The sequence below is a fragment of the Methylobacterium variabile genome (assembly GCF_001043975.1).
Classification (GTDB): Bacteria; Pseudomonadota; Alphaproteobacteria; order Rhizobiales; family Beijerinckiaceae; genus Methylobacterium; species Methylobacterium variabile.
This window is the reverse complement of record NZ_LABY01000004.1, coordinates 1-25441: the sequence shown is the minus strand read 5'-3', so window position 1 is coordinate 25441 and position 25441 is coordinate 1. Positions and strand designations below refer to the sequence as shown.

The 25441-nt window shown below is 71.0% G+C and carries 20 protein-coding genes; 11 read left to right on the top strand and 9 right to left on the bottom strand.

The window, feature by feature from the left end; all coding sequences use genetic code 11:
- Positions 1-8: 8 nt before the first annotated feature.
- The 4 genes from VQ02_RS00480 to galU form a co-directional block, all read right to left on the bottom strand.
- Positions 9-2888, bottom strand: a complete 2880-nt coding sequence (locus tag VQ02_RS00480) for a beta strand repeat-containing protein (RefSeq protein WP_048442188.1) — start codon at positions 2886-2888, stop codon at positions 9-11.
- Between the two features lie 787 nt (positions 2889-3675).
- Positions 3676-5718, bottom strand: coding sequence for an FG-GAP-like repeat-containing protein (locus VQ02_RS00475; RefSeq protein ID WP_048442187.1), 2043 nt, complete (start codon positions 5716-5718; stop codon positions 3676-3678).
- A gap of 448 nt (positions 5719-6166) precedes the next feature.
- Entirely contained in the window at positions 6167-7321 is a 1155-nt protein-coding gene (locus tag VQ02_RS00470) for an FG-GAP repeat domain-containing protein (protein ID WP_048442186.1), read from the bottom strand.
- A gap of 1119 nt (positions 7322-8440) precedes the next feature.
- Complete coding sequence (galU, locus tag VQ02_RS00465; RefSeq protein WP_048442185.1) at positions 8441-9307, bottom strand: UTP--glucose-1-phosphate uridylyltransferase GalU; 867 nt, start codon at positions 9305-9307, stop codon at positions 8441-8443.
- Positions 9308-9486: 179 nt separating this feature from the next.
- Here galU and galE point away from each other — a divergent pair, with 179 nt between their 5' ends.
- The 3 genes from galE to VQ02_RS00450 all read left to right on the top strand — a co-directional run bounded on the left by galE (position 9487) and on the right by VQ02_RS00450 (position 12552).
- Positions 9487-10479 carry a UDP-glucose 4-epimerase GalE gene (gene galE, locus VQ02_RS00460; protein ID WP_048442184.1) on the top strand — a complete coding sequence of 331 codons (993 nt, stop codon included), beginning with the start codon at positions 9487-9489 and terminating at the stop codon, positions 10477-10479.
- 2 nt (positions 10480-10481) lie between these two features.
- Complete coding sequence (locus VQ02_RS00455; protein WP_048442183.1) at positions 10482-11690, top strand: lytic murein transglycosylase; 1209 nt, start codon at positions 10482-10484, stop codon at positions 11688-11690.
- 64 nt (positions 11691-11754) lie between these two features.
- On the top strand, positions 11755-12552 hold the full coding sequence (locus VQ02_RS00450) for an aldolase (RefSeq protein WP_048442182.1): 798 nt from the start codon (positions 11755-11757) through the stop codon (positions 12550-12552).
- On the opposite strand, the gene VQ02_RS00445 is transcribed toward VQ02_RS00450, so the two are convergent.
- A complete protein-coding gene (locus VQ02_RS00445; RefSeq protein ID WP_048442181.1) occupies positions 12540-12974 on the bottom strand; it encodes a DUF4267 domain-containing protein in 435 nt (144 codons plus the stop codon). The genes VQ02_RS00450 and VQ02_RS00445 overlap by 13 nt on opposite strands.
- A 166-nt stretch (positions 12975-13140) precedes the next feature.
- Positions 13141-13845, bottom strand: a complete 705-nt coding sequence (gene gph / locus VQ02_RS00440; protein WP_048442180.1) for a phosphoglycolate phosphatase — start codon at positions 13843-13845, stop codon at positions 13141-13143.
- 233 nt (positions 13846-14078) lie between these two features.
- Between gph and VQ02_RS00435 the strand changes: the two genes are divergently transcribed.
- The 5 genes from VQ02_RS00435 (at position 14079) to gor (ending at position 18746) form a co-directional block, all read left to right on the top strand.
- Complete coding sequence (locus tag VQ02_RS00435; protein WP_048442179.1) at positions 14079-14510, top strand: hypothetical protein; 432 nt, start codon at positions 14079-14081, stop codon at positions 14508-14510.
- Positions 14511-14783: 273 nt separating this feature from the next.
- Positions 14784-15494, top strand: a complete 711-nt coding sequence (gene rpiA, locus VQ02_RS00430; RefSeq protein ID WP_048442178.1) for a ribose-5-phosphate isomerase RpiA — start codon at positions 14784-14786, stop codon at positions 15492-15494.
- A gap of 66 nt (positions 15495-15560) precedes the next feature.
- Complete coding sequence (locus VQ02_RS00425) at positions 15561-16115, top strand: DUF2059 domain-containing protein (protein WP_048442177.1); 555 nt, start codon at positions 15561-15563, stop codon at positions 16113-16115.
- Positions 16112-17320 (top strand): O-antigen ligase family protein, encoded by a 1209-nt coding sequence (locus VQ02_RS00420; protein WP_048442176.1) that lies wholly within the window; start codon positions 16112-16114, stop codon positions 17318-17320. Before VQ02_RS00425 ends, VQ02_RS00420 begins: the two co-directional genes overlap by 4 nt.
- Before the next feature lie 19 nt (positions 17321-17339).
- Entirely contained in the window at positions 17340-18746 is a 1407-nt protein-coding gene (gor, locus tag VQ02_RS00415; protein ID WP_048442175.1) for a glutathione-disulfide reductase, read from the top strand.
- Between the two features lie 27 nt (positions 18747-18773).
- Here the strand turns inward: gor and VQ02_RS00410 are convergent, their stop codons facing one another.
- Positions 18774-19676, bottom strand: a complete 903-nt coding sequence (locus tag VQ02_RS00410; RefSeq protein ID WP_048442174.1) for a helix-turn-helix domain-containing protein — start codon at positions 19674-19676, stop codon at positions 18774-18776.
- A gap of 255 nt (positions 19677-19931) precedes the next feature.
- On the opposite strand from VQ02_RS00410, the gene VQ02_RS00405 reads away from it, so the two are divergent.
- From VQ02_RS00405 to VQ02_RS00395, 3 genes are read left to right on the top strand one after another with little or no spacing between them, the layout of a single operon-like run.
- Complete coding sequence (locus VQ02_RS00405) at positions 19932-21095, top strand: NADH:flavin oxidoreductase/NADH oxidase (protein ID WP_048442173.1); 1164 nt, start codon at positions 19932-19934, stop codon at positions 21093-21095.
- Between the two features lie 49 nt (positions 21096-21144).
- Complete coding sequence (locus VQ02_RS00400; RefSeq protein WP_048442172.1) at positions 21145-21405, top strand: DUF485 domain-containing protein; 261 nt, start codon at positions 21145-21147, stop codon at positions 21403-21405.
- A 12-nt stretch (positions 21406-21417) separates the two neighbouring features.
- On the top strand, positions 21418-23007 hold the full coding sequence (locus VQ02_RS00395; protein ID WP_048442171.1) for a sodium:solute symporter family transporter: 1590 nt from the start codon (positions 21418-21420) through the stop codon (positions 23005-23007).
- A gap of 153 nt (positions 23008-23160) precedes the next feature.
- Here VQ02_RS00395 and VQ02_RS00390 read toward each other — a convergent pair whose 3' ends face one another.
- Both VQ02_RS00390 and VQ02_RS34505 read right to left on the bottom strand, forming a co-directional pair.
- A complete protein-coding gene (locus tag VQ02_RS00390; RefSeq protein ID WP_048442170.1) occupies positions 23161-24186 on the bottom strand; it encodes a G1 family glutamic endopeptidase in 1026 nt (341 codons plus the stop codon).
- Positions 24187-24212: 26 nt separating this feature from the next.
- On the bottom strand, positions 24213-25256 hold the full coding sequence (locus VQ02_RS34505; RefSeq protein WP_053080072.1) for a phosphatase PAP2 family protein: 1044 nt from the start codon (positions 25254-25256) through the stop codon (positions 24213-24215).
- Between the last annotated feature and the right edge of the window lie 185 nt (positions 25257-25441).

Sequence of the window (25441 nt, the reverse complement as noted above, 5' to 3'; positions counted from 1 at the left end):
GGCGGCCGTCAGGCCACGGCGACGTAGTCGCCGGCATTGCCGAGGTTGAGCAGCGACTGCACCTGGCCGTTCTGCACCTGCCATCCCACCACGGACGGTCCTTGCTGGAACAGCACGTCCGCCGTGCGGTCGCCGTTGTAGTCGCCCACCCCCGACACCGTGTAGCCGCCCGCATCGCCGAGCGCGTTGGCGCTCTGCACCTGCCCGTTGCTGCCCATGATCCAGTCGACCACGGAGGCACCGTTCTGGAACACGAGGTCGGCCCGGCCGTCGCCGTTCAGGTCACCCACGCCCGCCACCTGGTAGGCTCCGGCATTGCCGAGGTCGGCGACGCTCTGCACCTGGCCATTGCCCATGATCCAGGCCACCACCGAGGCGCCCTGCTGGAACACGAGGTCGTCGGTGCCGTCGCCGTTGAGGTCGCCGGTGCCCACGACCTGGTAATCGCCGGCATTGCCGAGCCCGGTCGAGGATTGGACCTGGCCGTTCTGCATCTGCCAGGCGACGACCGAGGCGCCCTGCTGGAACAGCACGTCCGAGGTGCCGTCGCCGTTGATGTCGCCGGTGCCGACCACCTGGTAGCTGCCGGCATTGCCGAGCCCGTTCGACGCCTGCACCTGGCCGTTCTGCATCTGCCAGGCGACGACCGAAGCGCCCTGCTGGAACAGGACGTCGGAGGTGCCGTCACCGTTGAGGTCGCCCGTGCCGACGGCCCGGTAATCACCGGCATTGCCGAGCCCCGTGGACGATTGCACCTGGCCGTTCTGCACCTGCCAGGCCACCACCGAGGCGCCCTGCTGAAAGAGCGCGTCGGAGGTCTTGTCACCGTTCAGGTCGGTGCTCACGCGCGGGGCCGTCGTGCCGCCGAGGCTGACCGTCTGGTCCGTGAACGCGACGGATTCGAAGCCGGTCAGGGTGTCGGTGATGCCCGAGGCGGTCACGGTGGTGACGCCGTTCTGGGTGGTGATCGTCGCGTCGGCGCGCGCGATGGCGTAGAGCGCCGTGTCGGTCCCCTCCCCGCCGATGAGGGTGTTGGTGCCGAGCCCGCCCTGGATCGTGTCGTCACCGGCACCGCCGTCGAGGGTGTCGTCGCCGGCCCCGCCGGAGATCAGGTCGTTGCCGGCGCTCCCGGTCAGGCGGTCGCCGAAAGCCGAGCCGGTCACGGAGCGGATGTTCACCAGGGTGTCGTGACCGCCGAACCAGCCGTCGTCGCTCGTGACGCCGGCACCGAGATCGACGGTCACGCCCGACAGGCTGTTGGCGTAGGTCACCGTGACGTGGGCGTCGGTCGACGGAGCGCGCAAGACGTCGTTGCCGCCATATCCTTCGATCAGGCTGTAGGCTCCCCCTGCGAGGGTCGCACCGGTCAGGTCGTCGTCGCGCACCGAGCCCCGGACGGCCTCGATGTTGCGCAGGGTGTCCGTCCCGCCCCAGGGGTTCGTTGCGGTTCCGTTGACGCCGTCGCCCAGGTTGACGGTCGCGCCCTGGGCTGGCGGATTGAGCCCGGTGATGAACTGGTAGGCGAGGGTGTCGTAGCCGTCGCGCCCGTCGATGAGGTTCGTTCCGGGACCACCCGACAGCTGGTTGTTGCCGGGCGTGCCGTAGACCGTGTCGTCCCCGTTTCCGCCCTGGGCGTTGGCGACGTTCAGGATCGTCTCCGTGCCGGCCGCCTTGGTGAGCGAGCCCTGGTAGCCGCCGAAGCCGTCCGTCGTCGCCGTCGTGCCGAGATCGATGGTCACCGCGCCGTTGCCGAAGAAGGCGACGCGGTTGGCCCCGCCGCGGCCGTTGACCGTATGAAGCCCGCTATCGCCCCAGGAGAAGATGTCGCTCGCGGCGCTGCCGAGCAGCGTGTCGTTGAAGAACGACCCTCTGACGGAGACGACGTTGACGAGCGTGTCGTTGCCGTCGCCGGTGGCCGTCCCCGCGCTGAGATCGACCGCGACGGCGTTGTCGGCGCCGGTGTAATCGACGGTATTGGCAGTATTGTTCTGGCCGTTGAACGTGTCGTTGCCACCCTCGCCCCTGAACCTGTAGCCGAAGATGGAATAGGCCGCCGTCGTGCCGATGAACGTGTCGTTCGCGTCACTGCCGCGGATCTGAGAGATGTTCGACAGCGTGTCCGTGTAGTTGGCTCCGCCCGTCAGCGAGACCTTCGACACCGAGGCTCTCTGGCCGCCGAACAGACCGGAGACCGGGTCTCCAGCCGTTACGGTCACGCTTCTCACGCCGCCCTGAAAATCGATCGTGTCATAGGCGAGCGTGTTCGTCGTCGTCTGGCTGCCGACACCGTCATACGTGTCGTTGCCGAGGCTGCCGTCGAAGAAGTCCGACGCGTTGCTGCCCACGATCGTGTCGTCGAAGCCCGAACCGCGCACACGCACGACGTTCTTGAGCGTATCCGTCGTGCCATATCCGTCCTGGGCCGTGCCGAAGACGTCCGAACCGCTGGTGCTCGTCTGCAGGTTGACGTTGATCCCCGCCGGGCTGAACTGGTAGGCGGCGATATTGATGGTCAGTCCTTTGCCGTCGATCGTATCGTTGCCTGCCGCGCCGGTGAGTTGAATAGGGAACCGATAATTCGTCGACGTGTTCGTCGTGCCGATCAGGGTGTCGGCGGCGGTCGTCCCGGAGACGCCGCGTATCCCGGTGAAGGTATCGGTGCCGGTCGGCTTGGTCACGGTCCCGGTGTAGAGCGTCGGGCCGAAGGTCACGGTGATCGGGCCGGTGATACCGGCGTAACCATTGATCGGCCCGTAAAAGATAAAATCGCCGTTCGTCGTGCCGCCGCCACCCGCGATGGAATCGTTGCCCGCGCTGCCGAAGAAGTTGTCGTCCGCCGTCGTGCCGGTCAGCGTGTCGTTGCCGGGATTTCCGATATAATTGCCCATGCTGGTTACTCCCTCGCCGGGGTGATGGCAAAGATGCGGCGAACGCTAGCATTGCGCTTGCAGGCCTGTATCCCTCAATTAGGGTATAGATTCAAGTCGTTTTGAATAATATCGGTCCGAACGGCGCTTTATTGCGATGCAACAAGACAGGATTGTCTATACATGATTTAAGGAATAGGTTCTCATTTGGCTGTTTAAGTCATAAATGCCATAATAAATCTAACATAAATACATTTACATTCAGAAACAATGATGTTTTAATCCGCATAAACTGCGATTTGAAGCGTTTCCAAGGACATTCTGCCTCCACAACAACTTTTCGAATATCATCTCCTTGGAACAGTGCGTGCGGGACGTGGCACATCTTTCCCGCTTGCCCGTGCGATCGAACGATCGGCTCGTCCCTGTTCCCTTGAGACAGGTGTCGTATGATCGGGCCTCCCCCACCGTGGCGGAGCAGGTCGAGGACGTGAGCCGGCGTCCGTCGAATCTCCTCGGACAAGGGCTCGCCAGCCAGCGGACGCGGCACCACAGCTTCGAGACATGGCCTCGGACGCGACCTCACGCGGCCCCCAGCGCCGGCTATCGACCGTTCGTCGTGAGCAGGACCGGGTCCGCCGAAGGCCGCCTCATCGGGAGCGAGTACCGCGAAACGGTCGCGCTCGATGGCGAGCCGGCTGGCTGCCGAGAAGCCGTCAGCACTCGTGAGGCGCAGCCTCACGCAAGACGTCCGGGCCACCTGCACGGCCCGGGGGCAGTTCCTCAGATCAATAATCGCTGGCAGAGGTCAGGCTATGGCGGTGTAGGCGCCGGCATTGCCGAGGTTGAACAGCGACTGCACCTGGCCGTTCTGCACCTGCCATCCCACCACGGACGGTCCTTGCTGGAACAGCACGTCCGCCGTGCCGTCGCCGGTGTAGTCGCCCACCCCCGACACCGCGTAGCCGCCCGCGTTGCCCAGACCGCTGGCACTCTGCACCTGACTGTTGCTGCCCATGATCCACTCAACCACGGAGGCGCCATTCTGGAACACGAGGTCGGCCCGGCCGTCGCCGTTCAGGTCGCCGACGCCTTCCACCCGGTAGCTGCCCGCATTGCCGAGATTGGCCACGCTCTGCACTTGGCCGTTGCCCATGATCCAGGCCACCACCGAGGCGCCCTGCTGGAACACGAGGTCGTCGGTGCCGTCGCCGTTGAGGTCGCCCGTGCCCACGACCTGGTAGCTGCCGGCATTGCCGAGGCCGCTCGAGGATTGCACCTGCCCGTTCTGCATCCGCCAGGCGACGACCGAGCTGCCCTGCTGGAACAGCACGTCCGAGGTGCCATCGCCGTTGATGTCGCCGGTTCCCACGACCTGGTAGCTGCCGGCATTGCCGAGAGCAGTCGCGGCCTGCACTTGCCCGTTCTCCATCCGCCACGCGACCACCGAAGCGCCCTGCTGGAACAGGACGTCCGAGGTGCCGTCGCCGGTGACGTCGCCGGTGCCGACCACCTGGTAGCTGCCGGCGTTGCCGAGGCCGGTCGAAGATTGCACCTTCCCGCTCTGCATCCGCCAAGCCACCACAGAGGCGCCCTGCTGGAAGAGCACGTCCGAGGTCTTGTCGCCGTTGAGATCAGTCCGGACGCGGGAGACCGGCGCGCCGCCGAGGTTGACGGTCCCGTCCGTGAACCGGATCGACTCGAACCCCGTCAGGGTGTCGGTGATGCCCGAGGCGGTCACGGTGGTGACGCCGTTCTGGGTGGCGATCGTCGCGGCATTGCGCGCGATCGCGTACAGCGCCGTGTCGTTGCCGCCGCCGCCGACGAGGACATTCGTCCCGAGCCCGCCCTGGATCGTGTCGTCCCCGGACCCGCCGGTGAGCGTGTCGTTCCCGACGGTGCCGATGATGCGGTGTGGGTTGTCGTCACCGGTGAGCGACAGGCCCGATACGCCGATGCCGTCGATCTCCGTCACGGTGCCGGTAACGACGGCGGAGGCGGAGATGCGGAGCGTCGTCCCGTCGACGACGTCGATCTTCAGGTTCTGGGACGGGGCCAGCGTGGTCGTCACCGAGACCGGGCTCGCCAGCCCGCCATTCGCGAGGGTGATCGTCTGCTGGCCGGCGGCCGAGGTCTGCAGCGTGTAGCCGCCGCTGCTGCCCGAGGTGGTGCTGGCTCCCGCTACCGACACCGTCAGCCCCGACCGTCCCTCGCCGAGGGAGTAGAAGCCGTTGCGATCCGTGTCCGCGTAGGCGACGCCGAGGATGAGAGGATCTGTCGAGAAGCGGCGACCAAAATCCTGCGTCACGACGAGCGGGCCCACACTCGTCGCATTGTTGTTCTCCGCGATGGCGGCGATCCCGACCTCGCGGTAGGTCGACGACATGATGCTGTTGCGGTGGCCGGGCGGCGATTGCATGCCGTTATCCGGCCCGCCCCAATCCACCATGAACCCCGCATGCGCGTAGAGGGCGTCGTTGGCGAAGGCGTAGATGTTCTCGGCCACGGCGCTGAAGACGTACCCCTCCGCCGAGATCCGGCTGCCCAGGCCCGCCTCGCCGGAAACCTGGTGCGACTGGGTGTCGGCGGCGATCATCGCCGCATTGTGCTTGGTTGCGGCCGCAGCCAGCTGGTCATTGAAGGCGAGCGGCTGCACCGGCGTGAGTGCCGCGTAAGCGTTGTACAGCGCCGATCCCGACACGTTGAAATAGGTGAGCGCCGACTGGATGTCCGATCGCGGCGATTGCAGTGGCGAGTAAGACGAGATGTAGCGCGACGCATTGCCGAGCGGGTCGAGGCGCGTGTCGTTGACCAGTTCCAGGAGCAGCTGTTCGACATCGTTGGACGGCATCGACTGTCTCCTTCCGAAGCGGACTGGTGGGTCACCGCCTCGATGTCTCGAGCAAGACTGATTTGATACCGCGAGGCTGCCGCTCCGTCCAGCCTGTGCCGCCCTTCGCCGCGTGTCGGGCGCCCCCGACCGCAGGGTGCGCGGGGAGCTATCCTTGGCGACGCGCTGAGATCATTCGCCGCTCGCTGGCGGAACACGACAGCCTGTTTATCGCCGGCACTGCGCTGCATTTGGAGCCGGCCGCAATCGCCGGTCGGGCGGTGCGCGCCGCTTGTGCGGCCGGGGCTGGTCGACCGCGCACGCCGAACCTGCCCGCGGCGGGCGCAAGACCAACGTCGTGTTGGGATGCGGGATCACCGAGCCTCCGCGGCGCTCGAACGACGCGGAGACCCGTGTTGCTCGGCGCACGCGGCTGCGGCTCGGAGGCGCGCAGCCGCGGAGGCTCCGCTCATCCCACGATGGCGTAGTCGCCGGCATTGCCGAGGTTGAGCAGCGACTGCACCTGGCCGTCCTTCACCCCCCAGGCCACCACCGACGCGCCCTGCTGAAACAGAACGTCCGCCGTGCCGTCGCCGTTGTAGTCGCCCACTCCCGACACCGTGTAGCCGCCCGCGTTGCCCAGGATCCCCACGCTCTGCACCTGGCCGCCCGTACCCATGATCCACTCCGCCACCGTGCCGCCGTTCTGGAACACCAGGTCGGCCCGGCCGTCGCGATTGAGGTCGCCGACGCCCGCCACGCGATAGCCGCCCGCGTTGCCGAGGTTGGCCACGCTCTGCACCTGGCCGTTCGTGCCCATGATCCAGGCCGCCACCGCGTCACCGTCCTGGAACACGATGTCGTCGGTGCCGTCGCCGTTCAGGTCGCCCGTGCCCACGACCTTGTAGTTGCCGGCATTGCCGAGCCCGGTCGAGGATTGGACCTGGCCGTTCTGCATCCGCCAGGCGACAACCGAGCCGCCCTGCTGAAACAGCACGTCGGAAGTGCCGTCGCCGTTGATGTCGCCGGTGCCCACGACCTGGTAGCTCCCGGCATTGCCGAGCCCGGTCGAGGATTGCACCTTGCCGTTCTGCATCCGCCAGGCGACGACCGAGCCGCCCTGCTGAAACAGCACGTCCGTGGTCCGGTCGCCGTTGAAATCGCCGGTGCCGGCGACCCGATAGCTGCCGGCGTTGCCGAGGCTCGCGGCAGCCTGGGCCTGGCCGTTCTGCACCCGCCAGCCTACGAGCGACCCTCCCAGCTTGAAGAGGACGTCGGTGATCTCGCCTCCGTTGTAGACGGGATCTCTGGTCGACTCGACGACCTTCGCATCAATGACGCTGATGATGCCGTTGAAGGATCTTCCGGAAGCAGAGAAGTTGATGCCGTCGCTCAACGCGTCATAGGGAATGAAAATATTTCCCGCCGACATGGATCTGACGGTCATGCCGATCCCCGTAACGGCACCGGCGGCATCGATATTGCCATCCTGCAACGAGCCCTGCGGCGAGTAGGGCAGGTTGATGAATCCCTTGCGATCGATCGTGAACTCGATCTCGTCGGTGTAGTCGAATTCGGCGCAATAGCTGTGAAGCGTGCCCCGGTAGGTGCCGGTGTAGAACATGACATTCTCCCCTTTTTACATGAAGACGATGTGTGTTCACATCATTCCGAACCGCATCGCCCGGTCGCCAACGGACAGGACGCGCGATCCGGCCGCGCCTCGACTTCGACAGCGCATTGAACAGCGCCCGATCGCGGGCAAGATCTTGGAGTCGATGCCGGATCGGCACGGTTGAAACTTCGCGATCTGCAAATATCGAATCTTGCAACGGAACGATGCCCGCGAAAATTTGCTTTTATCCAGGCCAGTTCCTGCATCCTCATTTAAAAAACGCGGCGCCGAATTGCTTGCAGAGTTTAGTGCTTTGTTAGAGCATTGTTGCGGATGACTCCTCTCGGCGCTACGAAACAAGGCACTGGTCCTCGACTGCCATGACAGTCATCGCGGCCGATTCATAGGAATAGAATCTGCCTCCACTCTGAGATGCACTTTTAGTTTGCAGTAAGGTCTTTGTAAAGTGGTGCGACACCGAGCTGAAACGTCGAACGCGTCAGCCATGCCGGGCTGCTCTATCCGCTACAGTCAATGATTCGTGTCGACCCGCTCACGCAGAGCACGTGAGACCTTTGTCGCGAGGTGCTCGCGATGCTCCGAACCCGTCTTCCTGATCCGGTTCGAAGGTGTTGGCTAAGCCCGAACGGGCGCCGGCGCTGGCGCGCCGAACGCTCTCGCCTCGACGCGTCGATGCAAGAGCGCACTGGCGAAAGCGCACCGGTATGCGACCTTCGATGGATTCGGTCGGTGATGCCTCCGACAACGGCATGGCCGGAGGCGTCGTCGCGACACGCGAACGCGAGCTGCCGGAGCGCCGCTTCGCCTTCTGGGCCGGGCTCGCGGTGCGCAGCCCGCGGCAGCCGGTGAAGCGCTCCTCGGACTCCGGCACGCTCAGCCGTGCGGCCCGCGAGGGCATCGACGGCTTCTCCGGAGAATCTGACGCCCCTCAACGGACCCGAGCGCAGCCACTGGCCAGCCCGCCGATCACCTCCGCCGGACGCCGCGGAGGTCCCGATACGTCGTGGAGGTGGCGGTCCCGGTCGGACACCGGGACGGCCGGGTTGCGTCCCGGCGCGCAGGGCCTGAACGACGGGATCCCCCGTCGACCAGGCTCCGTCGCGGCTCTCAGGCGCCGCGCAGCAGCGCGTCGATCTCGCGCTTGAGGTCCTCGCGCAGCTCGGGCCGCTCGAGGCCGTAGGCCAGGTTGGCGACCAGGAAGCCGAGCTTCGAGCCGGTGTCGTAGGTCTTGCCGCGGTAGTGCATGCCGTAGAACTTCTGCGTCTCGGCCAGGCGCTTCATGCCGTCGGTGAGCTGGATCTCGCCACCGGCGCCGCGCTCGCCGCGCTCGAGGATCGAGAAGATCTCCGGCTGCAGGATGTAGCGGCCCGAGATGATGAAGTTCGACGGCGCCGTCCCCTTCGGCGGCTTCTCCACCATGCCGGTGATCTCGAAGGTCTCGCCGAACTCCTCGCCGACGCTGACGATGCCGTACTGGTGGGTCTGGTCGGGGGCAACCTCCTCGACGGCGATGATGTTGCCGCCGTGCTTCTCGTAGGCCTGGAGCATCTGCACCATGCTGCCGCGGCTGAGCATGTCGGGCAGGATCACCGCGAAGGGCTCGTCGCCGACGATCTCGCGCGCGCACCAGACCGCGTGGCCGAGGCCCAGCGGTTCCTGCTGGCGGGTGAAGCTGGTCTGGCCGGCCGCCGGCAGGTCCTTCTTCAGGGCCTCGTAGGCCTCCGTCTTGCCGCGCTCCTGCAGGGTGCGGTCGAGCTCGTAGGAGATGTCGAAGTGGTCCTCGATCACCGCCTTGCCGCGGCCGGTGACGAAGATGAAGTGCTCGATGCCGGCCTCCCTGGCCTCGTCGACCACGTGCTGGACCACCGGGCGGTCGACGACCGTCAGCATCTCCTTGGGCACCGCCTTGGTCGCCGGCAGGAAACGGGTGCCCAGGCCAGCGACCGGAAGGACGGCTTTGCGAATGCGTTTCATCGTGCGTGATCCAGTGAACACCGAGGAGCTGCCGGACCGCCCGGCGGGAGCGGGCGCACCCGGGCTCTCACGCCCGGCAGACATCCTCCCTCCGGGCAGCCTTGCCACCGGACAGCTTAATTGACGCTGAAGCATTGCGGGGTATGGATCAACCCGTATCACGCCGGGGAGCGCGCGGAATGGCGGTACTTGTCACGGGTGGGGCCGGATACATCGGCAGCCACATGGTGCTCGCCCTGATCGATGCCGGGCACGACGAGGTGGTGGTCCTCGACGACCTCTCGACCGGGTTCGACTGGGCGCTCCCGCCCGAGGTGACGCTGGTGCGCGGCGACGTCGCCGACCAGCCGCTCGTCGCCGAGACCATCCGCCGGCACGGGATCGACGCGCTGGCGCACTTCGCCGCCAAGATCGTGGTGCCGGATTCCGTCTCCGATCCCCTCGGCTACTACCTCGCCAACACGGTGAAGTCCCGCGCCCTGATCGAGGCGGCGATCGGAGCGGGCGTGCGCCACGTGATCTTCTCCTCGACGGCGGCGGTCTACGGCGAGCCGGCGGTGGTGCCGGTGCCCGAGGACCTGACGCCGAACCCGATCAACCCCTACGGCCGCTCGAAGCTGATGACCGAGTGGATGCTGGAGGACGCCGCCCGCGCCCACGGCATCAGCTACGTGGTCCTGCGCTACTTCAACGTCGCGGGGGCCGATCCGCGCGGGCGCTCGGGCCAGTCGACGCCGAACGCCACCCACCTGATCAAGGTCGCGACCCAGGCGGCGCTCGGCAAGCGCGGCCAGCTCGAGGTGTTCGGCACCGACTACCCGACGCCCGACGGCTCCTGCCTGCGCGACTACATCCAGGTGTCGGACCTGGCCCAGGCCCACCTCGTGGCGCTCAACCACCTGCGCGGCGGCGGAGACAGCCTGACGCTCAATTGCGGCTACGGCCGCGGCTACTCGGTGCTCGAGGTGATCGACGTGGTGAAGTCGGTCTCCGGCGTCGATTTCCCGGTCAAGCTCTCGCCGCGCCGCGCGGGCGACCCGTCGCGGATCATCGCCGGGGCCGACCGCATCCGGGCCGAGCTCGGCTGGGTGCCGCAGCACGACGACCTGCGGGGGATCGTGACCCAGGCGCTCGCCTGGGAGGAGGCGCTCGGCCGGCGCAACCGGGTCTGAGGATGCGCGCCCGCGCGCTCGCCGCCCTCTCCCTCGCGGCCCTCTCCCTCGCGGCCCTCTCCCTCGCGGCTCTTGGCCTCTGCCTCGCCCGGCCGGCTTTGGCCGGCGATTTCCAGGCCTTCGTCGAGGGCTTGTGGCCGGCGGCGCAGGGCCGGAAGGTCACGCGGGAGACCTTCGACGCCGCGTTCCGGGGCGTGACCCCGGATCCGGCGGTGCTGGCGCGCCTGCGCCGGCAGGGGGAGTTCGGCCGGCCGGTCTGGGAGTACCTGACCGGGGCCGTCTCGTCCGGCCGCATCGCCCGCGGGCGGGCCGAGGCCGGCCGGCGCGCCAAGGCCTTGAGCGCGATCGAGGCGGCCTACGGCGTGCCCGGCCCGGTGCTGCTGGCCTTCTGGGGCATCGAATCGGATTTCGGCGCCAGTGCCGGCACGGTGCCGACGGTGCGGGCGCTCGCCACCCTGGCCGAGGCGGGCCACCGCGGCACGCTGTTTCGCGACGAGCTCCTCGCCGCCCTGGAGATCCTGGAGCACCACGACGTGGCGCCCGAGCGCATGCGCGGCTCCTGGGCCGGCGCCATGGGGCAGACGCAGTTCCTGCCCTCGGCCTACCTGCGGGCGGCGGTCGATTTCGACGGCGACGGCCGGCGCGACATCTGGGACTCGGCGCCGGACGCGCTGGCGTCGATCGCGAGCTTCCTCGCCCAGGCCGGCTGGCAGCGGGAGCTGCCCTGGGGCGTCGCCGTCGCCCTGCCGGCGGATTTCGATCTCGCGCGCTACCGCGGCCCGTTCGCGGACTTCACCCGGCGCGGGGTGCGGGCGCTCGACGGTGCGCCCCTGCCGCAGCGCGGCGAGGCGAGCCTCTTCCTGCCCGGCGGGGCCGGCGGGCCGGCCTTCCTGATCACCGCCAACTTCGAGGCGATCCGGTCCTACAACACCTCGGACGCCTACGCGCTCGCGGTCGGCCACCTGTCCGACCGGATCGCCGGCGGCCCGGCCCTCGCCGCGCCCTGGCCCACCGGCCCGCGCCTTGACCAGGCCGGGCTCACCGCCCTGCAGCGCGGGCTCGCCGCCCGCTCGCTCTACGACGGCCCGCTCGACGGGCGGGCGGGGCCGCGCCTGCGCGAGGCGGTGCGCCGCTACCAGATCGAGGCCGGCCTCGCCGCGGACGGCTACGCCTCCCCGTCCCTGCTGGAGCACCTGCGCGGCCGTCCGTGAGACCATGGACAAGCGGGGGAGGCCTGCGCCAGGATCCGCCGCGACCTCAGGAGGGACGGACACCATGGCTCACGCACTGGGCGCGCCGGGCGCCGAGCGGATCCCGAACGGCCTGAACCAGCCGGACCTCGCCAGCCCCGAGGTGCGCCGGGCGAAGGAGGAGCTGGCGGCCTGCTTCCGCATGGCGGCGCGGCTCGGCCTGGAGGAGGGCATCTGCAACCACTTCTCGGCGATGGTGCCGGGCTACGACGACCTGTTCATCGTCAATCCGTACGGCTACGCCTTCGCCGAGCTCTCCGCCTCGAAGCTGCTGATCTGCGACTTCCACGGCACCGTCGTGGCGGGCGAGGGCCAGCCGGAGGCCACCGCCTTCTACGTCCACGCCCGCCTGCACGCGCGCATCCCGCGGGCGCGCGTGGCGTTCCACACCCACATGCCCTACGCCACCGCCCTGTCGATGACCGAGGGCGAGCCGCTGATCTTCGCCGGGCAGACCGCGCTGAAGTTCTACGGCCGCACTACCTTCGACCGGAACTACAACGGCCTCGCCCTCGACGAGACCGAGGGCGACCGCATCGCCGACAGCGTCGGCGAGGCCGACATCATGTTCATGAAGAACCACGGCGTCATGGTGCTGGCCCCGACCATCGCGGAGGCCTGGGACGACCTCTACTACCTCGAGCGGGCCGCCGAGGTGCAGGTGCTGGCGCTCTCGACCGGCCGCCCGGTCCTGCCGGTCGATCCCGCGATCGCCGAGGCCGCCTACCGCCAGATGCGCGCGGGCGACCCGGAATCCGCTCGCCTCCACCTCGCCGCGATCCGTCGCCGGCTCGACCGCGAGGAGCCCGGCTACGCCGCGTGACCGTCGCCCGGTGCGGGGACCAGCATCCACAGGGCGGTGAGCGCCAGCACGCCGGCGCTCGCGGCGTGCAACGCCACTTGCCACCAGGCCGCCGTGCCGGCGGCGAGGACCAGCGCGAGGTCGCAGGCCGGGATGACGAGGCTGGCCGCGAGCACGAGGGCGACGGCGCGCCGGGTCGCGACCAGGGCGAGGCCGGCGAGGTAGAGCGAGAGCGCGGCGTCGCGGGCGCCGATCGCCCGCAGGTAGGCCCGGCCGATTCCCGTGGGCTCCGGCACGCCGTAGATCAGCGCGCCGAGGGAGGGCACCGCCAGGAAGAGGCCGGCGAGGGCGAGGAAGACCAGCGCCAGGGCCAGCACCGCCCAGAGCCGCGGGTCCGCGGTGGTGAGGCGGCCGTTTCCGGCAGCGGGGCGTCGCCGATCCATCCCGCGAGCATGCCCGACCGGGCGGGCCTGTGCCTTCGCCTGGGTTATGCCGACGCGCCGTCGACCGGATGCGTTCGACGGCGTGGGCCGGGCCCGAACGGGCAACGTCCCGGGTCCGCGCCGCGGAGCCGGGATGGGGTGGATGTCAAACCGGCCGAGGGAGCGTTCAGGCCGCGCCGGGGTCCAGCCTGCGCACCGCGTCGTAGAGCGCGTCGAAGTGCTGGATCACCACGTCGGGCTCCAGCTCCTCCACGGGCACGTCGGTATAGCCGAAGGGCACCGCCACCACCGGGATGCCGGCCGCCTTGGCGGTGGCGACGTCGGTGCGGGAATCGCCCACCATCACGGCCCGGGCCGGGTCGCCGCCGGCGCGGGCGATCGTCTCGGTGAGGTGCCGCGGGTCGGGCTTGAAGTACGGGAAGGTGTCCCGGCCGCAGATCGCCGCGAAGCGCGACCCCACGCCGAGCAGCTCGAGGAGCCGGACCGAGTGGTCCTCCGGCTTGTTGGTGCAGACCGCCAGCCGGTAGCCCGCCGCCTCCAGCCGGTCGAGGGCGGCCTCGACGCCGGGGAAGAGGTGCGACACGTCGCAGAGGTGCTGGCCGTAATGGGCCAGGAAGACCCGGAACAGCTCGTCCAGCCGGCCCGGCGTCAGCTCGCGCCCGCCCGCCGCGAAGCCGCGCTGGATCAGCGCCCGCGCGCCCGCCCCGATCAGCTCCCGGGCCTGCGCCAGGGCGACCGGGGGCAGGCCCTCCCGCTCCAGGATCACGTTCAGGGTGCCGATGAGGTCGCCCGCGGTCTCCGCGAGGGTGCCGTCGAGATCGAACACGACGATCGGCGGCAGGCTGTCGGGACGGGGCGTGGCGGTGGGCATGGGCGCTCGCTGCTGGCGGGGATACGGGGAAACGGCCGCGTTCGGCCTCCCATACAGCCCAGCACCGCGGCGCGGAACCCGGGCGCCCCCGGCGCGTCACGGCCCGGCCGCTCCGGCGCGGGCCCAAGCCCGGGACAAGCGGGCCTGAGCTATAACGCGGAGACGCGGACGATTCGGCCGTCGCGCGACGTCGCGCGGCCCATCCCCACCACGGCTTCGAGGAGCGGCGCGCCATGCGCGGGAGAACGGGTTATCGGGTCCGAGCGACCGGGGTCGCGGCGGGTCTTCTGGTCGCGGCGGCCGCGGGCGCGGCGCAAGGGGCGTCCTACGAGTTCGTGCCGGCCCCCCAGGCCGACCTCAACCGGGTCTACCGGGTCGACAAGGCGACCGGCGAGGTCATCTCCTGCCAGTACGGCCTGCAGGAGAACACGATCGGGACGACCCTGTGCTTCGGCCCCGGCGAGGGCGCCGGGCCGCAGGCCCCCTCCGAGTACAGCCTGGTGGCCTCGCGCCACCTGCGCGAGGCCGGCGTGTTCCGGGTCAACCAGCGCACCGGCGCGATGAGCATCTGCTACGTGCTCGACGACGCCGTGGTCTGCACGCCCCAGGGCAATGCCGGCAGCGAGGCCGGCCGGGCGGCCGCGCCGCCGGCGGGCAAGCCCTGAGACCTCGACGGGGCCGTTGACGGCCCGAGGCCGGCAGCCGGACGGGCTCTCGCGCCGCCCCGGCGGACGGCCCGGCCGCGGTCGGCCGGGGCCGGATGTCCGCTTCCGCCTCCCCCGGCCGCGTGCTAGGGGCCTCTCGTTGCCGCGGGGCCGGCCGCCAGGACGCCTCGCACGCCGAGGATCCGCCACCGGCCTCGGGACCGACCCGAGAGACGAACCGCGCCGAGACGCCATGCCGCTTCCTTCCGTCCGCACCCCGCGCCGAGGCCGCGCGTGACCCCCGCCGAGCTGAAGCGCGCCGCCGCCGCCCGGGCGGTGGCGCTGGTCGAGGACGGCATGCGCCTGGGCCTCGGCACCGGCTCGACCGCCTCCGTGTTCGTCGAGCTGCTCGGCGAGCGGGTGCGGTCGGGGCTCTCCGTCGTCGGCGTGCCGACCTCGGAGGCCACGCGGCGCGCCGCCGAGGCGGCGGGCATCCCGCTCACCACCCTGGACGACACCCCGGAACTCGACCTGACGGTCGACGGCGCCGACGAGATCGACCCGGCCCTGCGCCTGATCAAGGGCGGCGGCGGCGCGCTCCTGCGCGAGAAGATCGTGGCGGCGGCGAGCCGGCGCATGGTGGTGATCGTCGACGGCGCCAAGCGCGTCGAGACCCTCGGGCGGTTTCCCCTGCCGATCGAGGTCGTGTCCTTCGGCCTCGGCGCCACGACCCGCGCGGTCGCGGCGGCGATCCGCGGCGCCGGCTGCGACGGACCCCTCTCCCTGCGCCGCGGCGCCGACGGCGCGCCCTTCCTCACCGACGGCGGCCACCTGATCCTCGATGCCGGCCTCGACCGCATCCCCGATCCGGAGGCGCTGGCGCGGGCCCTCGTCGCCGTGCCGGGCGTGGTCGAGCACGGCCTGTTCATCGGCCTCGCCACCGGCGCGGTCGTGGCGGAGGCGGCGGACGGCCAGCCCCGCATCGTCACCCTCGGGGCAGCCTGACGCGCCCGCTTGATCCTCGTCCCGGCGCCTCGCCCCGCGCGGGCGCCGCCTTCCGGAGCATACTCGATGTCCCCGCGCCGTTCCCGTGTCCTCCTGGCGGGCCTCCTCGCCGCGACCCTGTGCAGCCCGGCGCTCGCCCAGCAGAAGGCCGCCCCCGCAGCCCCGGCGCCGGCCGCGCCCGCCGCGCCGCAGGCGGGCACGATCAGCCCGAGCCACTTCGCCCTCGCCAAGGAGGTGATGCTCTCCTCCGGCATCGCGCGCTCGTTCGACTCGATCCTCCCGGCCTTCGGCGAGCAGATCAAGCAGGCGGCGGTCACCCGGCCGGAGCTGACCAAGGACCTCGCCGACGTGCTCGAGAAGATGCAGCCCGAGCTTGAGCTGCAGAAGCAGCGGATCATCGACACCGCCTCGCGCATCTACGCCAACAAGCTGTCCGAGGCGGAGCTGCGCGACATCGCCACCTTCTTCCGCTCGCCCGCCGGCAAGCGCTACGTCGAGACCCAGCCCCAGGTGCTCGACGAGATGGTGCAGGCGATGCAGACCTGGACCCAGGAGGTCTCGGAATACATGATGGTCCGGGTGCGGGCCGAGATGGGCAAGCGCGGCCACCAGCTGCAGTGATCGCCCGGACCGCCGGAGGGACGGCCGCGACGCTCGACCGTCTCGGCGCCGTCGTGGTCGCGGCCCTGCCGGCCTGCATGGCCGTGGCGAACCGCTCGAGCCCGGTCGTGGTCGGCCTCGCCGGGCTCCTCCTCCTCGCGGGCGCCGCGGCGGCGGGGCGCCCCCTGCGGGCGCTCCTCCTCGCGCCGCTCGCGACGCCCCTGGGCCTCGCCGCCCTCGCCTTCCTCGCCTGGTGCGGCCTCAGCCTGGCCTGGAGCCCGCTGCCGGCCCTGTCGCTGCGCACGCTCTCGGAGTTCCTGCCGGCCCTCGCCGGCGCCTACCTGGTGGCGCGCCTCGCGCCGCCGCATCTCGCCCAGGTGGCGGGGCCCGCGGCCTGGATCATGGCCGGCACCTGCGCCTACGTGGTGGCGGACCTCGCCTCCGGCCTCGTGATCCGCGAGGCCCTGGGCCAGCGCGTCGCCGCCTTCGCGTTCAACCGGCCGCTCCTGACCATGATGCTGCTGGTCGTGCCCCTGGCGGCCGCCCTCGCGGCGAGCGGCCGGTGCGGCCTCGCGGCGCTCGCCGCGGCGGCCTGCGCGGTCGCGGCCTGGCGCTCGGTCAGCGGCGCGACGGTGCTCGGCCTCGCCACCGGAGCCCTGACCTGGGCCGCCCTGCGCTGGCTGCCGGCCCGGGCCGGGATCGGGCTCGCCGGAGCGGCGCTCCTGAGCGCCCTGGTGCTCGCCCCGGTCGAGGGCGACATCCTGGCCCGGGCCATGCCGGACGCCCTGCACCAGCGCCTCGCCGCCAGCAGCACCCGGGCGCGGGTGGCGATCGCCCGCAGCTTCGGGGCGGCCGTCGCCGCCGATCCCTGGCGCGGCGCCGGCTACGGCACCAGCGGGCGCTTCCAGGAGGCGCCGGTGGCCGCGCGGATCGAGCCCGAGATGCGCGAGATGCTGGCGGTCGGGCACCCGCACAACAGCTTCCTGCAGGTCTGGGCCGAGCTCGGAATCGTCGGCGCGGCGCTCGCCGCCCTGGTCATGGTCCTGACCCTGCGGGCCCTCGGGCCCTGGCCGGCGCCGGCCCGGGCCGCGGCCCTGGCGCTGTTCGCGGCGGCAGGCGTGGTCGCCTTCGTGGAGCACGGCGCCTGGCAGGCCTGGTGGACGGCCGGCGTCGGCGCCGCCATCGCCTGGCTGCGCACCCTGCGCCACATTACTCAGAAGCCCTGACGGACGAGCGGTGAGTGCCATGACCCAGAGCGCCGGGACCCAGGATGAGGCCTTCGACGTCGACCTGTTCGTGATCGGCGGCGGCTCCGGCGGGGTGCGGGCGGCCCGCATCGCCGCCGGCTACGGCGCGAAGGTGCAGCTCGCCGAGGAATACCGCGTCGGCGGCACCTGCGTGATCCGGGGCTGCGTGCCCAAGAAGCTGATGGTCTATGCCGCCCGGTTCAGCGACGAGTTCGAGGACGCCGCCGGCTTCGGCTGGGAGGTCGGCACCCCGCGCTTCGACTGGGGGACGCTCAAGGCGCGGCGCGACGCCGAGGTGACCCGGCTCGAGGGCATCTACGCCACCAACCTGATGCGGGCCGGCGTCGATGTGGTGGCCGACCGGGCGGTGATCGAGGGGCCGCACGCGGTGCGCCTCCAGCGCTCCGGCACCCTGGTGCGGGCCCGCACCATCCTGGTCGCCGTCGGCGCCCATCCGGTGAAGGAGCCGCTGATCCCGGGCGCCGAGCTCGCCATCACGTCGAACGAGGTGTTCGAGCTCGAGACCCGGCCGGAGCGGATCCTCGTCGTCGGGGGCGGCTACATCGCGGTCGAGTTCGCCGGCGTGTTCGCGGGTCTCGGCAGCCGCACCACCCTGCTGCACCGGGGCGACCGGCTTCTGCGCGGCTTCGACGGCGAGATCCGCCAGGCCCTCGGCGAGGCCTATGCCAAGCGCATGGACCTGCGCCTCAACACCACCGTCCACCGCCTCGACCGCCGCGACGGCGGCATCCTCGCCACCCTCAACGACGGCAGCGAGATCCTGGTCGATCAGGTGCTGGTGGCGACCGGCCGGCGCCCCAACGTCGCCGGCCTCGGCCTGGAGACGGCCGGCATCACCCTCGATTCCGCCGGGGCGATTCCCGTCGACCGCTTCTCCCAGACCGCCGCGCCGTCGATCTACGCCGTCGGCGACGTCACCAACCGCGCGGCGCTCACGCCGATCGCGATCCGGGAGGGCCACGCCTTCGCCGACACGGTGTTCGGGGGCAAGCCCTGGGCGGTCGACCACGGCCTGATCCCGACCGCGGTGTTCTCGACGCCGGAGATCGGCGTCGTCGGCCACGGCGAGGAGGTCGCCCGCCGGCTCTGCGGCGAGATCGACGTCTACGAGGCCCGCTTCCGGCCGATGAAGGCGACCCTGTCGGGCCGCGACGAGCGGATCCTGATGAAGGTGATCGTCGAGCGGTCGAGCGACCGGGTGGTCGGCGTCCACGTGCTGGGCCACGACGCCGGGGAGATCATCCAGGCGGTCGGCATCGCGGTGACGATGGGGGCGACGAAGGCCGATTTCGACCGCACCATCGCGGTCCACCCCACCGCCGGCGAGGAGCTGGTGACGATGCGCACGCCCGCGGTGGTCAAGCAGCCGGTGGCGGTGGGGTGAGCCGCGACCGGTGCGGGCCGGGGGCCCTCACGTCCCGCCCAGGCGGAACTCCCTCGGGCTCACGCCGGTCCGCTTGCGGAACGCCGTCGCCAGGTGGCTCTGGCTCGAGAACCCGGTGTCGAGCGCGATCGACGTGATGCTGAGATCCGTCGAGAGCAGCATCGTCTTCGCCCGCTCGAGCCGCCGGGACAGCACGTACTGGTGCACGGTGGTGCCCCAGTGCTGGTGGAAGGCCCGGGACAGCGACCGCGGCGACACGCCGACCTCCCCGGCGATGGCCTCGAGCGAGAGGTCGTCGGCCAGGCGCGCCTCGATGAGGTCGCGCACCCGTCCCAGGTCGGCGCGGTCGGGCAGGTCCGCCTCCGGCCCGGCCCGCGACGAGCGGCCCTGAGCCGTGTAGCTGCGCACGAGGCGGACCACCATGGCGTGGACCAGCTCGTCGACGTAGAGCGACGATGACGCATCGGGCGCCTCGCGCATGATGGCGAGGATCGCCAGCGCGAGCTGCTCGAGGAGGGGATCGGACGTCCCGAGCGGCACGTCGAGCTCGACCCGTGCGGCGCTCGCGCTCCACATCTGGCGCGCGGTGTCGTCGATGAGGCCCTGGCGGAGATGCATCGCCAGCATCTCGGACCGGCCCCGCCGCTGCCACTCGCTCTCGTCGTGCGCCGGGATCAGGTGGAACTGGCGCGGGCGCAGGGTGCTGGTCTCGGTCGTCCCGCCCCGCCCGATCCGCCGCCGGATCTGCGCCGGACGGTTGACGCAGTAGCCGAGGCAGGGATTGCCGACCGGGTCGAGCGTGCCCGTCCACGGCTCCACCGCGACGTGCTGGGCGTGGATGTTCCGCCAGCCCCGCCCCGTGCTGCCGGCGAGCGCGACGTTCTTCGGCCAGGCGCCGATGTCGCGCGTCTGCATCGTCGTGAGCGTCATGGTCTCGATCCCGGTGACAGGCTCCTCCCGGCGTCTCCTCGCTCCGCATTGGCCGGAATCTGATCGATCTCGGCGCGATTGTGGAAGAACGTCCAGGCAAGGTAGGCGCAGTCTTCTTCCCGAACAAGTCATCGATGGAGAAGACCAGCGCGTCCGGATGCCCGTTTCTCGACTGTATTGACTGATTTTCGAGCAGTCCGCACGTTTCTCCGGCAATAGCTTGGCCGGACGGGCGGGTGTGGAGACCCCCTCACGATGTCCTCTCTCTTCAGCGAAATCCGGGTCCGCGACGTCCGCTTGCGCAACCGGATCGCGGTGTCGCCGATGACGCAATTCTCGTCGCCGGACGGCCTCGTGAACGACTGGCACCTGGCGCATCTCGGCTCGAAGGCCGCGGGCGGCGCCGCCCTCGTCGTGGTCGAGCAGGCCGCGGTGTCGCCGGAAGGCCGCATGTCCACGCAGTGCGCGGGCATCTGGAACGACGCGCAGGGCGAGGCGCTGGCGCGCATCGCCCGCTTCGTCGCGTCGGTCGGGTCGGTTCCCGGCATCCAGCTCGGGCATACCGGGCGGCGCGGGTGCGTCGAGCCGCCGTGGAAGGGCGGCGGGCACCTCTCCGACGACCATCCCGACGCCTGGGAGGTGATCGGGCCTTCCGCCAACGCCTTCGGCGGGGTCATGCCGCGGGTCCCCCGCGCGATGACGCAGGACGACATCCGGGACGTCGTGCGGAAATACGCCGAGGCCGCGCGCCGGGCGCGCGAGGCCGGGTTCCAGTGGCTGGAGATCCACTGCGCCCACGGCTTCCTGCTCTCGAGCTTCTTCTCGCCGCTCGCCAACCAGCGCACCGACCGGTACGGCGGCGACTTCGCAGGCCGCAGCCGGCTCCTCGTCGAGGTGTTCGAGGCGGTGCGGTCGGAGTGGCCCGAGCGGCTGCCGCTCTCGATGCGGTTCGGCGTGACCGAGTTCGCCCCCGGGGGCCAGACGGTCGACGAGTCGGTCGAACTCGCCCGCCTGCTCGCGCCGCGGGGCCTCGACCTCGTCGACGTGTCGTTCGGCGGAAATTCGGGCCGGGCCCAGACGCCGTGGGACGAAGAGGGGTTCATGGTCCCGGCGGCGCGGCGCATCCGCGAGGAAGCGGGCGTGCTCACCGCCGCGAACTGGAACCTGGCCGACCCCGTCTTCGCCGATGCGATCGTGCGGGAGGGCCAGGTCGACCTCGTCATGCTCGGCCGGCCGATGCTCGCGAACCCGCACTGGCCGGTCTACGCGGCGATGGTGCTCGGCGAGGAGCGGCCCTACGACATGCTCCCGGTCCAGTTCAGCACCTGGCTGAACAAGTATCAGCGCAGTCGCGTCAACAACGGCTTCGGCCGCGTGGTCGGTCCCGACCCAAGCGACTTCCCGAAGGCGGCCGAGTAGCCGCCCGTCTCCCCAGACACTCCCCTTCACCAGAGCCGGAGACCCGATCATGTCGGCGGACCGAACACTTCGCGCACCGAACAACGACCTGCCGCAAGCCCGTCTCGGCTGGATCATGGCGCTGATCCAGACGCTGATCTACGCCAGCTTCGTCGGCACCTTCATCGTCTCGCCCGCCACGATGACGCGACCGGTCGCGTCCGGGATGGCGGTCACGGTCGCGACCGTCGGCGGCCTCCTCGTCATCCTGTCCACGATGGTCCTGACCGGGCTCTACGTCCTCATCGCCAACCGTCTCACCGCGCGCTGACAGGAGCAATCCATGTACCGATCCCTCCTTCCCGCGCTCGCCCTGGCGGTGGCGGCCACGCCGGCCCTCGCGGCCGATGCCGGGGGTATGAACCCCGCCGCGGTGACGATGTTCGTCGCCATCGTTCTCGTGACGCTCGGCATCACCTGGTGGGCAGCGCGGCGCGCCAGCTCGGCGGACCAGTTCTACGCCGCGGGCGGCCAGATCTCGGGCTTCCAGAACGGCATCGCGCTCGCGGGCGACATGATCTCGGCCGGGGCCCTGCTCGGCCTCGCCGGGCTGATCTGCGCCTCCGGCTTCGATGGCCTGATCTTCGCCGTCGGCTACGCCACCGGCCTGCCCTTCGTCGTGTTCCTGGTGGCGGAGCGGCTGCGCAAGCTCGGGCGCTACACGGTGGCCGACGTCCTGTCGACGCGCCTGTCGGAGACGCCGATCCGGATCTTCACGGCGGTCGCGACGCTCGTCATCGTGATGTTCTACCTCATCGCCCAGATGGTCGGGGCCGGCCAGCTGATCCGGCTCCTGTTCGGTCTCGATTATCTCTACGCGCAGATCCTCGTCGGCGCGCTGATGATCTGCTACGTGATGTTCGGCGGCATGGTGGCGACGACCTGGGTGCAGATCGTCAAGGCGGTGCTGCTGCTCAGCGCCGGCATCGCGATCTCGTTCCTCGTGCTGGCCTCGTTCGGCTTCAACTACGACAGCCTGGTCGCCCGGGCGATCGCCGTGCACCCCAAGCACGACGCCATCATGATGCCGCAGGTCTATTCCGGCAGCGTCTGGCAATCGGTGTCCCTCGGCATGACGCTGATGCTCGGGACGGCGGGCCTGCCGCACGTGCTGATGCGCTTCTTCACCGTGCCGGACGCCCGCGCGGCCCGCGTCTCGGTGTTCTGGGCCGTGATGTGCCAGAGCGGCTTCTTCGCCCTCATCTTCGTCATCGGCTTCGGCGCCCTCGCCATCGTCGCCGGCGACCCCGCCTATCTCGACGCCAAGGGCGCCATCCGGGGCGGCGGCAACATGGCGACCATCCACCTGTCCCACGCGCTCGGCGGCGACACCCTCATGGGCCTCGTCTCGGCCGTGGCCTTCGCGACGATCCTGGCAGTGGTCGCCGGGCTGACGCTGACCGGCGCCTCGGCGGTCAGCCACGATCTCTACGCCCGCATCATCGGCCGCCGCAGCGCGACGGAGCGCAGCGAGATCAGGATCTCGCGCCTCGCCACCGTGGGCCTCGGCGTCCTGTCGGTCCTGCTCGGCATCGCCTTCCAGACCCAGAACGTCGCCTACATGATCAGCCTCGCCTACGCGGTGAGCTGCAGCTCGACCCTGCCGCTGCTGATCCTGGCGCTGTACTGGGGCGGGCTGACGACCCGCGGGGCGATCGCCGGCGGCGTGACCGGCCTCGTCGGCGCGGTCCTCCTGACGGTCCTCGGGCCGCCGGTCTGGGTCAAGGTGCTCGGCAACGCCGCGCCCATCTTCCCCCTGGACCCGCCGACCATCGTGACGATGCCGGTCGCCTTCCTGACCGCGTTCGTGGTCTCGGTCATGGACCGGAGGCGGGCGCCGGCCGCGGCGCTCTCCCAGGCCGTCTCGGCCTGACGGCCCCCGGCTTCGCCCTCCCGGGGGCGGAGCCTTCCCGTGTCGCGCGCCCTGCCGTCGATGCGTCGACGGCAGGGCGCGCGGTGCATCGGCTCCGGCCCGTCCAGGCCTGCCTTGCACCACTGAGAGCGTCCGCCGGGAGGCTCCGCGGCCTCAGAACGGCGCCCCGCAGGTCATCGTCAGCGCGCGCGGATCCCCCTTCACCCGCGCCGGGTAGGCGATCGTGCGGGCTTGGCCCGGGGGTGCGTCGAGGGCGATCATGCGGATCAGGCTCGCCCGGGCGAGGTCGTGCTCGGTCAGGGTCGTCTCGCCGGGGCCGCGGGACTGGGCGAGGCAGGCGGTGAACGGGACGGGCGCGCAGGGCGCGAGCGGGTACGGGTGCCAGCCGTCGGCGTCGAGCGGGCTCGGGCGCTCCAGGATCCACTCGGCGCTCGCGCCGGCGACCCGCCGGCCTCCCGGCGCCGTGAGGTCGAAGGGCTGGAGCACCGTGCCGGTGGTCTCGTTCTTCAGGTTGAAGCGCACGGTCGCAGGGTCGAGGACCGTGAGGATCGCGCTCACCGCGTCGCCCGGCGCCATGGTGAGGGCGAGGGCGAGCGGCGCGTTGGCCTCGTCGCGGGCCCACCACTGCACCCAGGCCTCGTAACGGGCCGGCGATCCGTCGACTCCGTCCCAGGCCTGCAGCGTGCCGATCTGCGGCAGGCTGGCATTCCGGTAGAAGCCCTGCCCGTCGAGGCCGATCCAGGTCGAGGCCCGCATGGCGTGACCGGCCCTGCCCGGCGGCGTCAGCACCGCCGGCACCCGCCAGCGCGCCATCACGCCGACGAGGCTGCGGCCACCGAGCGCGGCGAGCGAGCCGCCCGACCAGTTGACGCTGCGGCGCGCCGGCACGCCACGATGGGTGCGGGTCGTCGCCTCCAGGCGCGCCAGCCCCGGCCGCGGCGCCGGCTCCGGCCGCAGTGCCGGCACGAACCGGAGGCGACCGCCCGGCGGCGGCGCCAGGAAGGCGCGCCGGAAGTCGGCGGCGGCCGGGCCGTCCTCGCGACGCGGCGCGGGCAGGCCGTGGCCGGCGACCAGGCGGGGATCGGCACGGGCCGGGTCGAAATCCGGCGGCGGAGTGTGAAGCCGCAGGGCCGGGCCCGCCGGGAACCCGCTCGCGCCGTCCTCGGAATCGCGCGTCATCGCTCGGCCTCCCCGGTTCTGAGCGTTCAGGGACCGCCCGGCGGCAGGACCAGGTCCGGGTAGAACTCACGGGCGGCCGCGATCACGGCCTCGCCGAAGGTCGGCAGCGCGTACTGCCCCCGGCTCAGGCCGTCGCCGGAATGCCGCGACAGCACCGCGAACACCGCATCCGCGAGCCGGCGGCCGGCGACCGAGTCGCTTGGATAGTGCAGCCCGGCGATCTCGCGGTTGCGGGCGACGCGCCGGGCGAGCGCCTTGAGCGTCTCGCTGGCCGGCCGGCGCTCACCGTAGGGCAGGCCCGTGAGGCGCAGGGCACGGGCCATGCACAGGGCCATCAGCCGCGCCTGGGTCGCGTGGCCGCTCGGGAAGGAGGAGTGCCCCGGCACCGGCACCGGCGGCAGCAGGGCCGGGCAGACGAAGGAGGGGCGCGGCCGGTCGAAGGACTCCTTGTAGCGCAGAGCCGCGAAGGAGCCGATGAGGCTCGCGACGTGCAGCACCCGGTAGGTGCGCGGGTGGGAGGCCGGCGTCATCGACAGGGCCTCCATGAAGGCGGTGATGAACTCGGCGTCCTGGGCCAGGATCTCGCCCAGCGCCGAGGCGCGCTCGTCCCGCGCCAGGACGAGAAGCATCTCCAGCTCGATCTCCTGGCCGGTCGGGCCGGTCGCCGGACCGCGCAGGTCGAGGAGGATCTGCGCCAGGGCGTCGTTGAGGCCGTCGCTGTCCCACTCTGTGGCGGCGAACTCCCGCAGCACCCGGTAGGCGTACCAGCGGGCGGCCCAGGACCGGTTCTCGAAGGCCACGGAGCGGCCGGTCTCGGCGTCGGCGCTGCGGAAGGCGATCCGCCGGGCGGGGGCGCCGTCCGGTGTCTCGTCGCGGATGAAGACCGGACGCCGCAAGGAGCCGATCTCGGTGCCGTCCCGCGTGACCTCGAGAGAGAAGGGGAAGTCGGCCCGGTCGGGCACGAACCAGCCGCCGGCATCGCCGTTGAGGCCGGCATTGCCGGTATTCCCGGTGTTTCCCGTGTTGCCGGTATTGCCCGTGTTTCCCGTGTTTCCCGTGTTGCCGGTCATCGCTCGCCTCCCCGGCGCGGTCCGGCCCGACGATGTCGGCGCGATCCTGCCGGCCGTGAAGACCCGATTTCGGGGCGGGGGCCCGCCCCCCACAGCGGAGGGACCCCCCGCCCCCCCCGGCGCCCCCGCCCGGCCGCCCCCCCCCCCCCCGCCGCCCGACCCACGCCCTCAGGCACCGCGCCCCC

Coding starts and splice junctions, on each gene's coding strand:
- VQ02_RS00480 (WP_048442188.1), bottom strand. CDS start 2,888: ATGGGCAATTATATCGGAAATCCCGGCAACGACACGCTGACCGGCACG.
- VQ02_RS00475 (WP_048442187.1), bottom strand. CDS start 5,718: ATGCCGTCCAACGATGTCGAACAGCTGCTCCTGGAACTGGTCAACGAC.
- VQ02_RS00470 (WP_048442186.1), bottom strand. CDS start 7,321: ATGTTCTACACCGGCACCTACCGGGGCACGCTTCACAGCTATTGCGCC.
- galU (WP_048442185.1), bottom strand. CDS start 9,307: ATGAAACGCATTCGCAAAGCCGTCCTTCCGGTCGCTGGCCTGGGCACC.
- galE (WP_048442184.1), top strand. CDS start 9,487: ATGGCGGTACTTGTCACGGGTGGGGCCGGATACATCGGCAGCCACATG.
- VQ02_RS00455 (WP_048442183.1), top strand. CDS start 10,482: ATGCGCGCCCGCGCGCTCGCCGCCCTCTCCCTCGCGGCCCTCTCCCTC.
- VQ02_RS00450 (WP_048442182.1), top strand. CDS start 11,755: ATGGCTCACGCACTGGGCGCGCCGGGCGCCGAGCGGATCCCGAACGGC.
- VQ02_RS00445 (WP_048442181.1), bottom strand. CDS start 12,974: ATGGATCGGCGACGCCCCGCTGCCGGAAACGGCCGCCTCACCACCGCG.
- gph (WP_048442180.1), bottom strand. CDS start 13,845: ATGCCCACCGCCACGCCCCGTCCCGACAGCCTGCCGCCGATCGTCGTG.
- VQ02_RS00435 (WP_048442179.1), top strand. CDS start 14,079: ATGCGCGGGAGAACGGGTTATCGGGTCCGAGCGACCGGGGTCGCGGCG.
- VQ02_RS00425 (WP_048442177.1), top strand. CDS start 15,561: ATGTCCCCGCGCCGTTCCCGTGTCCTCCTGGCGGGCCTCCTCGCCGCG.
- gor (WP_048442175.1), top strand. CDS start 17,340: ATGACCCAGAGCGCCGGGACCCAGGATGAGGCCTTCGACGTCGACCTG.
- VQ02_RS00410 (WP_048442174.1), bottom strand. CDS start 19,676: ATGACGCTCACGACGATGCAGACGCGCGACATCGGCGCCTGGCCGAAG.
- VQ02_RS00405 (WP_048442173.1), top strand. CDS start 19,932: ATGTCCTCTCTCTTCAGCGAAATCCGGGTCCGCGACGTCCGCTTGCGC.
- VQ02_RS00400 (WP_048442172.1), top strand. CDS start 21,145: ATGTCGGCGGACCGAACACTTCGCGCACCGAACAACGACCTGCCGCAA.
- VQ02_RS00395 (WP_048442171.1), top strand. CDS start 21,418: ATGTACCGATCCCTCCTTCCCGCGCTCGCCCTGGCGGTGGCGGCCACG.
- VQ02_RS00390 (WP_048442170.1), bottom strand. CDS start 24,186: ATGACGCGCGATTCCGAGGACGGCGCGAGCGGGTTCCCGGCGGGCCCG.
- VQ02_RS34505 (WP_053080072.1), bottom strand. CDS start 25,256: ATGACCGGCAACACGGGAAACACGGGAAACACGGGCAATACCGGCAAC.